General features: G+C 69.3%; 5 protein-coding genes. 1 reads left to right on the top strand and 4 read right to left on the bottom strand.

Features of this window, described 5'->3' with window-relative positions; all coding sequences use genetic code 11:
• The coding region (locus VD972_RS31010; protein ID WP_324992393.1) for an Ig-like domain-containing protein at positions 1 to 3,132 on the bottom strand (3,132 nt) is incomplete at its 3' end.
• A gap of 33 nt (positions 3,133 to 3,165) precedes the next feature.
• A complete protein-coding gene (locus VD972_RS31005; RefSeq protein WP_324992392.1) occupies positions 3,166 to 3,534 on the bottom strand; it encodes a (2Fe-2S) ferredoxin domain-containing protein in 369 nt (122 codons plus the stop codon).
• Positions 3,535 to 4,084: 550 nt separating this feature from the next.
• Between VD972_RS31005 and VD972_RS31000 the strand changes: the two genes are divergently transcribed.
• Positions 4,085 to 6,862, top strand: a complete 2,778-nt coding sequence (locus VD972_RS31000; RefSeq protein WP_324992391.1) for a vitamin B12-dependent ribonucleotide reductase — start codon at positions 4,085 to 4,087, stop codon at positions 6,860 to 6,862.
• A gap of 88 nt (positions 6,863 to 6,950) precedes the next feature.
• Here VD972_RS31000 and VD972_RS30995 read toward each other — a convergent pair whose 3' ends face one another.
• Both VD972_RS30995 and VD972_RS30990 read right to left on the bottom strand, forming a co-directional pair.
• The gene (locus tag VD972_RS30995; RefSeq protein ID WP_324992390.1) at positions 6,951 to 11,498 is read right to left on the bottom strand and encodes a hypothetical protein; all 4,548 of its coding nucleotides are present in this window, start codon (positions 11,496 to 11,498) and stop codon (positions 6,951 to 6,953) included.
• 138 nt (positions 11,499 to 11,636) lie between these two features.
• On the bottom strand, positions 11,637 to 12,060 hold a 424-nt coding region (locus VD972_RS30990), incomplete at its 5' end, for a GNAT family N-acetyltransferase (protein ID WP_324992389.1).

Genomic DNA, 12,060 nt, shown 5'->3' with positions numbered 1-12,060 from the left:
GTAGACCCAGAGGTCGACGTCGATCCGAACCCGCTTCCCGACGGCCAGGGCCGTCCCGTCCGCCCGCACCACGGCGAGCCGCTCGATGGACGGCGAGTAGCGGTAGGAGCCGCCCGCTCCGTCGACGCACCCATCCAAGGTGTTCGGCGCGTTCCGCTCCGGGCCGACGCCGCCCCGTCCCCGCAGCAGGGTCGTCGTGCCGCAGCGGTCCGTCGCCGTGGTGCAGCTCGGGGCTCCCAAGAACGGATCGTAGTCCGCGGTGCCCGGGTTGCTCACCGTCACGTTGACGGGAGTGCTCGTCGCCGAGTAGCCCGCGCCGTCATAGGCCTTGCTCGTCAGCGTGTGGCTGCCGTTTGTCCCGAGCGCCGTGTCCCACGTCATCCCGTAGGGCGCCGAGGTGTCCGTCCCGACCAGGACGTTGTCGACATAGAACTCCACCCGCACGAGCTGCCGGTTGTCACTCGCGGAGGCCTCGAGGGCCACTCCCCCGCTCAGGGCCGCTCCTTCGGCTGGCGAGGTCAGGGCTGTCGTCGGCGGGAAGAGATCGTTGTCCACCAGCAAGGTCAGCGGTCCCGACGTGGTGGAGTTACCAGCCTCGTCATAGGCCCTCACGAAGAGCGCGTGGGAGCCGTTGGTCACCGAGCGGGTGCTCCAGCTCTGGGTATAGGGCGGCGTCGTGGCGCTGCCGATGAAGCTCTCGCCGCGGAGAAAGTCGACGCGAACGACACCCCGGTCATCACTGGCGCTGGCCTCCAGGACGATCGTCTCGCTCACGGTCGTCCCCTCAGCGGGCGAGAGGAAGGCCACCTGCGGCCGGTCAATGTCGTTGTCGACGATCACGTCCACAGGTGCAGACGTGGTCCTGAAGCCAGCGGCATCGTAGGCCCGCACGGTCAGGGTGTGAGGGCCATTGGGCGCTCCGCCCGTGTTCCACCTCAAGGAGAAAGGCGGCGCGGTGTCGGTGTCGATGAGGGTCGCACCGTCATACAGCTCGATGCGCGCCACTCCGAAGTTGTCGCTCGCCTCCACCCAGACGGTGACGAGATCTTCCACGGTGTCCCCCGGCGCGGGAGAGGTGATCACCGCCGCAGGCGGAGAGACATCCGTCTCCTGGCCCACCTCGAAGACCAGATCGTCGTGGTCGTTGAGGGTGCCCGAGGTGCAGGACTGAGCGCTGCCATAGGTGCGGTACACGCCTCGCAGCGCCTGCATGCGCCCCGTTGGGAGGAGGTAGGTGGCCGAGAGGACCTGCGCACCACTCCGGGTAGGCCGCAAGGTCATGAGCAAGGTCCAGGCAGGGTTGCTCGCATCGGGTGCCGAGAAGAGGTCCAGGGCCTCCGACGAGAAGCTCGCGCCAGCCCAGATCGTCGCCTGGATCGTCACTTCCTTGCCCGCTGCGAACGCGCTGCCATCGCCCCGGGAGACCACGAGCCGGTCCAGCGAGGGGCTGGAGCGATAGGTCCCCGCCGTCCCATCCGCGCAGGTGCCGCCCAGCGTGTTCGGAGCGTGAAGCTCGGGGCCGAGCCCCGCCCTCCCCTCCAGCAGCCATACCGAGTCACACCGGCTGCCGACGAGCCCGCAGGTGGGCACTTGCCACTGCGTGTCGAAGCTCGCATTGCCAGCGTTCTCGATGGTCACGGCCACGGCCGTGCTCGCGCTCTGGTTGCAGCCTGCGTCGTACGCCTTGGCAGTGAGGACTCCGGGGCCGTTGCTGGCGGTGGCGCTGTCCCAGAGCAGCTCGTAGGGCGCCGTCGCGTCCGTGCCGAGCGAGCGAGTGCCGAGGAAGAACTCGACCCTCACGACGCCCACGTCATCCGTGGCGCTGGCGGCCAGGGTCACCGTGCCGCTCAGCGGTGCTCCACCCGTGGGCCAGGTGAGAGCCACCTGCGGGGGCACGGAGTCGCTCGACCCCGTGCAGCCGGAGTACAGCATCCTGTTCGGCGAACCCACGCCGGGGTTGGAGACCTTGTCCGCCGTCGTGGTGCCGTAGAGCCCGAGCGCAACCTGCTCGGGCGTGGCGGTGGGGCTGCCCTCCAGGTAGAGCGCGGTCGCGCCGGCCACATGCGGAGTGGCCATGGAGGTGCCGCTGATCGTGTTCGTGCTCGTATCGCTGGTATTCCAAGCCGAGGTGATGTTCACACCCGGCGCAAAGAGGTCCACGCAGACGCCGTAGTTGGAGAACCAGGCTCGGGCGTCCGTGGAGTCGGTCGCGCCGACCGTCATCGCCGCCGGAGTCCGCGCAGGAGAGATGGAGCACGCATTGCCACCGTTGTTGCCGGCCGCGATGGCGTAGGAGACCCCGGCGTTGATCGAGTTCGTCACCGCGTCGTCCAGGGCCTGCGTCGCGCTGCCCCCCAGGCTCATGTTGGCCACCGCGGGCTTCACATGATGGGCCGTCACCCAGTCCACGCCGGCGATGACCTGGGACCAGGCGCCAGAGCCGCCACAGTCGAGCACGCGCACTGCGTGGAGGGTCACCCCCTTGGCAACGCCATAGGTGCTGCCGCCGATCGTTCCCGCCACATGGGTGCCATGGCCATGGCAGTCATTCGAACCGTTGCCGTCGCCGATGGCGTCGTAGCCGTGCACAGCCCGTCCGCCGAACTCGGCATGGGTGATCCGGATGCCCGTGTCGATCACATAGGCATGAACCCCGCTGCCCGTGAGGTTGTAGGCGTAGATCTCGTCCAGCGGCAGATCTCGCTGATCAATGCGGTCCAAGCCCCAGGTCGCTCCTGCCTGCATTCCCTCGAGGTGGACCTCGCCATCCTCCTCGACGTAGCGCACGCGCGGATCCGTGCTCAGGCGCAGGGCGCTGGCCTCCGGCATCGTCGCGGTGAACCCTCTGAGGGCATGGGAGAACACTCGCCCGACCACCGCCCCATGGTGCGTGGCCAGCTCTGACGCAAGGCGTTGCGGCGGCGCCTGCAGAGCGGCCTTGTCCTCCAGGACGACGATGTACCGGCCTGGGAGCGCCTTCTCCGTCTTCAACAGCCGGGAGCCGGTGACGAACCCCTTGCGCCCTTGGAGCGGACGGAGCGGGGCCTCGGCGTCCGCCAGGGAGATGTCTGTCTGAGACTCACAGGCCAGGAGCACGAGGCTCGCGGCGACCAGTCCTAGGAAAGTACGCATATCCCGTAATTGTTGGATATGCGTAGAACTGGATCACGGCTTCGGCTCGCCCACCTTGAGCTCGACGGGCTTCGGCTCCTTCCTCGCGAACTTCATCAGGAGCCGCTCCACCGGACGCCCACCGATCAGGTGCTCCTCGACGATGGTAGGCACGTCCTCCAGCTTCACGCCGCCGTACCACACCCCCTCCGGGTACACGACGACGGAGGGCCCGAAGGCGCACGTGTCCAGGCACCCGGCGGCATTGGCCCTCATCTGCCCCTTGATGCCGCGCTTCTCCAGCTCGACCTTGAAGGCGGCCCGGATCTCCTCGCTCCCCTTGGTCGCACAGCACCCCTTGGGGTGGCCATCGGGACGGCGGTTCGTACACACAAAGACATGGCGCTGGAAGGGAGGTGACATGACGTCCTCCTCCTAACGTAGGCCCTGTCCGAAAGCGACCACCGCGCGCACAGGCCCCCTCCCCATCCACAGCCCGGGGACTAGGCAACCCAGCAGGTCATGACCAGACTCACAGCAAATATCACCTGGTGATCAAAGTCAGACCTCCAGTGTGACCATACATGACTTGCCATATGACGACTTTCCATGCGACGCACCTTGACGTTTTTTGTCACTCGGCGCTACAACCGCGCCCCCTGCCTGCTCCGCCCGGTTCCTGGCCAGCCGAGCATTGTGGGGTGACAACCAGGCAACGCCCCCCATCCATAGGGTGTGGGATAGCGAGGGATACAGGATATGGGGTTCGAAGTTCGGACCGGGTGGGTCTTCCGCGCGGGTTCCTGTCTCCGCTCTCGGGCGTCGCTTTTCCGGTCCAGCAGGCCCCTGCTCCGCCGCTCGGCGGTGTCTCCCGCTGATCATTGATCCCTCAGGGATCTCGCGGGCTTAGGCGTTCTGCAAAATTTTGCATCCACACTTTTAGTGAATCCAGCGCAGCAGCGGAGGAAGGTCCATGGAGAAGGATCTGGGGTTGAAGCCGGCGGTCAACGGGAAGAAGGGGGCGAGGAAGTCCAAGGGTCCTGCCACCGGGCTGACGGTGCAGCGCTTCTTCACGACGCCTGGGGTGGATCCGGCCGATGAGCTGGCCTGGGAGTACCGCTCCGCGGGCATCACCGGTGAGGACGGGCGCGTGGTCTTCGAGCAGAAGCAGATCGAGGTGCCCAAGTCCTGGTCCATGCTGGCCACCAACGTGGTGGCCTCCAAGTATTTCCGCGGCACGCCCGGCACGCCCGATCGCGAGGGCAGCGTGCGCAAGCTGGTGGCCCGGGTGGTGGACACGCTGACGGCGTGGGGCGTGGAGGGCGGCTACTTCGCCTTGGAGACGGACCGCGCCACCTTCCATGCCGAGCTGACGCACCTGCTGCTGAGGCAGAAGGCGGCCTTCAACTCGCCCGTCTGGTTCAACGTGGGCGTGGAGACGCACCCGCAGTGCTCGGCCTGCTTCATCAACTCCGTGGAGGACTCCATGGAGTCCATCCTCACGCTGGCCAAGACGGAGGGGATGCTCTTCAAGTACGGCTCGGGCACGGGCAGCAACCTCTCCTCCTTGCGCGCCAGCCGCGAGCTGCTGGCGGGCGGCGGCACGGCCTCTGGCCCGGTGTCCTTCATGAAGGGCTTTGACGCGTTCGCCGGCGTCATCAAGAGCGGCGGGAAGACGCGGCGCGCGGCGAAGATGGTCATCCTCAACGCCGAGCACCCGGACATCCTGGACTTCATCCGCTGCAAGGCCCAGGAGGAGAAGAAGGCCTGGGCGCTCATTGACGCCGGGTACGATCCGTCCTTCAACGGCGAGGCGTACTCGTCCGTGTTCTTCCAGAACTCGAACAACTCGGTGCGCGTCACCGACGAGTTCATGAAGGCGGTGGTGGATGACGGGGCGTGGACGACGCGCGCGGTGAAGGATGGGCGGCCCATGGACACCTTCCGGGCCCGCGAGCTGTTCCGCGAGATCGCCGAGGCGGCGCACCTGTGCGGAGACCCGGGCCTCCAGTTCGACAGCACGGTGAACGCCTGGCACACCTGTTCGAACACGGCGCGCATCAACGCGTCCAACCCGTGCTCCGAGTACATGTTCCTGGATGACTCGGCCTGCAACCTGGCGTCGCTGAACCTGATGCACTTCCGCACCATCGACGGGGACTTCGACGTCACTGCCTTCCGGCACGCGGTGGACGTCCTGCTGCTGGCGATGGAGATCATCGTCGGCTCCTCCAAGTACCCGACGGAGCGGATCGCGAAGAACAGCCTGGACTACCGGCCGCTGGGGCTGGGCTACGCGAACCTGGGCGCGCTGCTGATGGCCACGGGCCTGCCGTACGACTCGGCCGAGGGCCGCAACTATGCGGGGGCCATCACCTCGCTGATGTGCGGACAGGCGTACTCGATGAGCGCGCGCATCTCCGAGCGGCTGGGCGCCTTCGCCGGCTACGCGAAGAACGCCGAGCCCATGCAGGGCGTCATCCGCAAGCACCGCAAGGCGGCCTACCAGCTGTCGGCCGAGGGCGTGGGCGCGGAGCTGTACGCGGCGCAGCAGTCGGCGTGGGACGAGGCGCTGGCGCAGGGCTCCGAGCACGGCTTCCGCAACAGCCAGGTGACGGTGCTGGCGCCCACGGGGACCATCGGCTTCATGATGGACTGCGACACCACGGGCATCGAGCCGGACATCGCGCTCATCAAGTACAAGAAGCTGGTGGGCGGCGGCATGCTGAAGATCGTCAACCAGACGGTGCCGCTGGCGCTGGAGAAGCTGGGCTACCCGCAGACGCAGGCGCAGGACATCATCGGGTACCTGGACAAGCACGAGACGATCGAGGGCGCGCCGCACCTCAAGTCCGAGCACCTGCCGGTGTTCGACTGCGCCTTCAAGCCCACCAAGGGGCAGCGCAGCATCGGGTGGATGGGACACATCCAGATGATGGAGGCGTGCCAGCCGTTCCTGTCGGGGGCGATCTCGAAGACGGTGAACATGCCGTCGAACGCGACGGTGGAGGACATCGAGAAGGCGTACGTGGAAGCGTGGAAGCGTGGGCTGAAGGCCATCGCCGTGTACCGCGACGGGTGCAAGCGGACGCAGCCGCTGAACACCTCGAAGGAGCAGGTGAAGGACACCAAGCCGACGCCGACGATGACCGTCGCTGTCGAGCCGGCGGTGAAGCCCGAGCCGAAGGCGATGCGGCGGCGGCTGCCGGACGAGCGGCAGTCCATCACCCACAAGTTCTCCATCGGCGGCCACGAGGGCTACCTGACGGTGGGCATGTACGAGGATGGCACGCCGGGCGAGCTCTTCGTGGTGATGGCGAAGGAGGGCTCGGTGGTGAGCGGGTTGATGGACAGCTTCGCCACCTCCGTGTCGCTGGCGCTCCAGTACGGCGTGCCGCTGCAGGTGCTGGTGGACAAGTTCAGCCACACCCGCTACGAGCCGAGCGGCTTCACCGGTAACCCGTCGATCCCGATCGCCAAGTCGATCACGGACTACATCTTCCGCTGGCTGGCGCTGAAGTTCCTGCCGAGCGAGCAGCTGGAGGTGGCGGAGGTGGCGCTCGAGGCCAAGCCGGCTCCGGAGGCGAAGCCCCCGCAGACCGTCGCGCGGCTGCCGGTGGTGGCGGGGCCGAAGCGCACGTGGCTCGACCAGGCCGACGCACCGCCTTGCCACACCTGCGGCGAGATCATGGTCCGCAGTGGTGCCTGCCACAAGTGCTCCAACTGCGGCGCTACGAGTGGCTGCAGCTGAGCCGCGCCTGAGCGCGTGAAGTGAGGGCTCCGGAGCATGGCTCCGGGGCCCTTCTTCTTTTCAGCCTCGCGGCAGTGTGCCGGGTGTCTCAGCTCTGGGAGCCTGAGCCCTCACGAGGGCCTCCGGGCCGAGCAGGCTTGGTGCTCGCCCCGTCCGCCGGTTCAGGCGCCGCGGGGGTGGTCCTCGCGGCCTCTTCGGCCGCGAACGCCGCGAAGGGATCGGCATCCGGCTCTAGCGGCTCCGCGGGGAGTCCTGGGCCGGGGAGCGCTGGCTCCTCCGTGGCGGCGCTCAGATCCGGCGGCCCGAGGCCCGACTTGCCTGTCGTCACAGGCTGCCCGCTGGCGATCCCGTACTTGGCCGTCTCCGGGGCTTCCGGCTCCGAACGCACGACTCCAAAGAGGCCCGTCTTCTCTGGCTCGTCGATCTCGATATCGAACGGGTTCGGGAGCTTGGGATCCGCGCTCACGGTGCCGTACTTGCCCGTCATCGTGGGCTGCGCGGTCTCAATGCCATACTTGCCCGTGGCCGTGAGATCCGGGGTCGCCACAGGAACAGGGGCCGGGGTCTTGGGAGCAGCGGCCACTGGCGCCGCAGGGGGTATAGGCGCTGGGGTCTTGGGAGCAGCGGCCACTGGCGCCGCAGGAGGTTCGGCAGGTGCACTCGGCTCGCTCTTCGCGGCCTCCTCCTCGGGCTTCCACTGCGGAACGAAGTCCCAGGTTGGAGCCAGTGCCACCTCGTCCTCCGTGCTGCCCGTGTCATCGGGCATCGAGGGCGCTTCAGTCTCCAGTTCCAGCCCGCGATCCTCCACTGGCGCTTCAGGTGCATGCCCCGACTGGGCCATGTCCATGAACTCCCAAGTCGCCGCGAGTTGCATCGGCTCCTCGGGTGCGGGCGGCAGCTCACCCAGGTCCACCGGCGGCCTCGACGTTTGCACAACCACCTCGCCCACCACCGCGACCTGGGCCTCCGCCACCACCTCTTCCGCTGGCATGATGGGAGCTTCCGCCACCACCGCTTCAGCCGACGCCGCCTGCTCCTCGGCTGGCTCCTCGGCTGGCTCCTCGGCTGGCTCCTCGGCTAGCTCCTCGGCCAGCATGACGGGGGCTTCCACCGCCACTTCGCCGGCTGATACGGCTGGCTCCTCGGTCGCCACCTCCTCCGACAACATGAGGGGCGCTTCCGCTGCTAGCTCTTCGGCTGACACGGCCGGTTCCTCAGCCGACACCTCTTCGATCGCCACCGCTGGCGCTTCCTCGGCCACCTCTTCGACCGAGAACACCGGTGCCTCTTCGGAGACCTCTTCGACCGAGAACACCGGCGTCTCTTCAGCCACCGCGTCGGCCGCGAGCACAGGCGCTTCGAGAGGAGCCTCGTCGACCAGCGCGACGGGCAGCTCTTCTGCGGCCTCTTCTTGTGAGCCCTCCAAGGCCCGGACATCCGGCGCCGGGCTCGCGTCCTTCTTCGCCGCAGGGGTGACCGGTGCCGGAGACATCTCCCAAGCGTCGGGAACGGGAGGCGCCGAGGCCTGCGTCTCCTCGATCTCCTCGAGCTCCTCCTCGGGCTCGAAGACATCCTCAACGTCGATGGCCTCGCTCTCCTCGGAGGGAGCCAGCTCCTCCAGCGAAGCGGTTTCCTCCACCGAGATCTCCACCGAGGGGGAGAGTTCCTGCCCGGCCGAGGCCTTCGCCCCAGGCTTCACCGCGGCAGCGTTGCCAGCCTGCGCTCCCAAGCGAGCCGCCGCGTCAGCAGCCATCGCTCCCCCTGGAATCGGCCGGGCGGCAGGAACAGGCGGCAGCGGCACCGGAGCCGGAGTCGCGGAGACAGCGGGTACGGGAAAGGTCCTCGGCGGTGCGGGAGCGGCGGAGGGAGCCACCTGCGGAGGCATCACAGCCCCAGGAGCCGAAGCGGCTGGAACTGCGGGCATCGCAGCGGGAGTCAACGAGCGCTGTGCCGACGCTCCTGTGGGAGTCAGGCCCGGAGGCTGCGAGGGAGGAGGATGGGCGGAGGCCGCCACTGGGGGACTCGTCGGACGCGAGCCGGCAGGCGCCATGGCGGGTACCGGGACCGGGGGGCGCGTCCCCATCGCCGCTGGAACCGCCTGCCCCTGGGACCCACCTGGCTGAGCCGGCACGGGAGGAGCAGAGGGCAGTGCCACGGGTGGCGCTGAAGCGACTGGCGCGGAGGCCACAGCGGGCTGCGCCCCCGCGGCAGGCTGACCGGAGCTGATGGGACGCTCCTGACGGGCCGCGGGCATCGCGGGCTGCGCACCTGGGGCGGGCAGGCCGGAGTTGCTGGGACGCTCCTGGCGGGCCGCGGGCGCGGGATGAGGAGCGGCCTGTGGATGGAGCCCGACGGGAGCTCCCGCGGGTGCAGCCACTCCCGGGGAAGCCACGGGGATGGGCGGCCGGGTCGCCATGGGAGGCATCGGTACGGGCGGCGAGGTCGTGCCTGCCAAACCTTGCGCAGCCGGCGTACCGGAGGGAATCGGCATGGCTGGCCCCCCAGCAGAAGGCGGCCGTGCGGGAGGAACTGGCGCGGTCCCCTGCTGCGGGGGAACAGGCGCAATCGTCGCGGGTCTCGGCGCCGCTCCCGCGATCGGCTGTGCGGCAGCCTGAGGCGCTCGAGGAATCGCCCCTGGAACAGCTCCCTGTGCCAGCCCGGCCGGAGGCGGCTGAGGCGCTCCTGCGGGCGAGGGCATGGGTACCTGCGGCCGAGGAGCCGCCTGCACCTGCTGCGCGCCCTGCGGAATGGGCGGCTGAGTCATGCCGGGCTGGTGGACGTGCTGCGCGCCAGGCGGCATCGGCACATGCTGCGCTCCTGCCAAGACTGGGGGTGCGCCAGGCGGCACAGCCGCAGGGTGCGCTCCCGCCTGCGCCGGCTGAGTCCCGGGGGGCCCGGCAGGGCGATGCGCTCCGGCCTGCACGGGCGGAGTCCCCGGCGGCACAGGGGCTGAATGCGCGCCGGTGGGCGGCTGCTGCATGCCAGCCGATGCGGCGGAAGGGTGCGCTCCCGCAGGCACCGGGTGTCCCGGCACCGGCGCATGCGGCGCGCCCGCAGGCACCGGCTGCGCGCCAGGAGGCACTCCCGCCATCGTCTGACGCGCGGGCTGTGGAGCCTGGACGGGAGGTGCCTGCGTCGGCCGCGTCCCCGGTGGCACAGGCGCCGCTGCCGCCTGAGGCTGCCCTGGGATAGGCGCCTGAGTGAGGGGCCTCGGAGCGCCGGCAGGAGGCTGCTGCGGCAAGGCGGGGGCCGGGGCTCGTTGGGGCGGCGCACCTGGAGCGCCCGGCTGAAGCCCCGGGTTGACGCCTGTCAGCGTTGTGGGACCGGGACGAGGCGCATGGGCTTGCTGGGGTGCCCCCGGGACAGGAGCGGCCCCTGCGGCCGGCGCATGTGCCTGGGGAGCCATCGCCGGATGCAAGCCCGTCGCCGGATGCGCCCCCGCCGCGGGATGCGCCCCCGTCGTCGGATGAGCTCCAGCCGCGGGAGCTGCCCCCGCTGCTGGACGGGCCGCAGCCGCCGGGTGCTGCGCGGCCGGTGCCCCTGCCATCACAGGCGTACCGATCGGCGTGCCCTGCTGCTGCGGCATCGGCGGTCGCATCGTCGCGCCGGGCGGCGTCATCGTCCGCGGATCTCCGGGAGGCGCGGCAGGGCCCGCCGCCTGGGGCGTGCCCGCCTGGGCGATGGACGGCCTGGCCTGAGGCGGCAAGCCAGGAGAACCCCCGGGACGCGCAGCAGGACCCGGCGGCTGAGCTCCAGCAACGCCAGGCTGTGCGGCTGCTCCAGGCGGCCTCCCCGGGGCCGCGGCCTGGGGCGCAGGAGGCGCCTCCCGGATCGGAGGCGCCGCGGCAGGCTGAGCCTGATCGTCATCATCCGCGCTCAGGTACTGCCCAGGCTCGAGCCCTCCGATCGATCCTCTCTCGGGCTCCAGCTCCAATGGCCCATCCCCCAGGGAGGCCAGCTGCGGCACGGGCCGCGCAGGCTGAGGCTTCTGCTCACCGGTCTCCCCGTCTTCACTCAGGAACTGGCCGGGAGCGAGCCCGCCGAACATTCCCCCGGGCTGGGCCGCACCGGGAGCGGGTGGACGAGGCTGCTGCGGGGCACCGCCGGAAGCTCCCGCGGCCGTCGTGATGGGCGTCCCTCCTGGGAGCCGCGCCCCAGGCCCGGACCTGGTGGCCTCGGGATCCAGCTTGATGTAGCGCTCCGGGCGGACGATCCCGTAGCGCTTCTCCAGGTAGTAGTAGAGCCGCAGCTCGGGCACGACGCACGGGATGACGCGCAAGCCGGTGGTGAACGACAGATCGTCCACCGCCGCCATGTCGAAGGGGCTCGCCATCGCCACCTTCAGGCGGCGCCCATCCACCGCGAGCGGGAACACGAAGTGCTTCTCGGCCAGTGCCGCCGTGATGACGCTGAGCGTGGCTGACGTCACGGCCTCGAACTCGGCGATCGTGGCCTGCGGATAGCGCGTGTGCTCCGCGAGCACCGCCCCCAGGGTCTCGATGTCCAGGTACTCCATGTCGACCAGGTTCGTCCCCAGCCGGCCCCCGTAGATCATCTGGGCCTTCAGGGCCTCGTCGAGCTGGCCTGGGTTGATGAGGCCCTTGCGGACCAGGAGCGCACCGAGCTTTTCAGCCATGAGGGGCTCGATTCTAGTCGGCTTCTGTGACGATGCGCGGCACTCCTTCGAGTCCGGAGCGCTTCAGTCCCCGTTTAAACTTCCAGGCACACTGGGACTTCACGGATTGTCAGGGCTGACCGTGATCGCGGGGCGCATTCAGCCCTGGCTGCGCCGGTAGATCTCGGGATCCCACTTCTCCATGAAGAGCTCGGGAGACTTGAGCGGGGTGAAGCCGAACTTCGCGTACAGGCCATGCGCGTCCCGCGTGGCGAGCATCCACCGCCGGAAGCCCTGCAGATCCGGGTGGCTGAAGACCGTCTCCATCAGCCACGTGCCGAGCCCCCGCCCGCGCACGGACTCGGCGAGGATGACGTCCGCCAGGTACCCAAAGGTGGTGAAGTCGGTCGTCACGCGAGCGAAGCCCACCTGCTCGGCGCCGCGATACAGGCCGAAGGGCAGCGAGTGCTCGATGGAGCGCCGCACGACGTCCAGGGGAATCCCCGGTGACCAGTAGGAGTGGGAGAGCAGGTGGTGCACAGCCGCCACGTCCAGGCGTGCGCGATCGGTGCTGATGACGAAC

The sequence above is a fragment of the Hyalangium sp. genome (assembly GCF_035629615.1).
Taxonomy (GTDB): Bacteria; Myxococcota; Myxococcia; order Myxococcales; family Myxococcaceae; genus Hyalangium.
This window is presented reverse-complemented; position numbering and strand designations above follow the sequence as displayed.

Excerpts from the sequence above, each read along its gene's own strand:
- VD972_RS31005 (WP_324992392.1), bottom strand. The coding sequence starts at position 3,534 with ATGTCACCTCCCTTCCAGCGCCATGTCTTTGTGTGTACGAACCGCCGT.
- VD972_RS31000 (WP_324992391.1), top strand. The coding sequence starts at position 4,085 with ATGGAGAAGGATCTGGGGTTGAAGCCGGCGGTCAACGGGAAGAAGGGG.
- VD972_RS30995 (WP_324992390.1), bottom strand. The coding sequence starts at position 11,498 with ATGGCTGAAAAGCTCGGTGCGCTCCTGGTCCGCAAGGGCCTCATCAAC.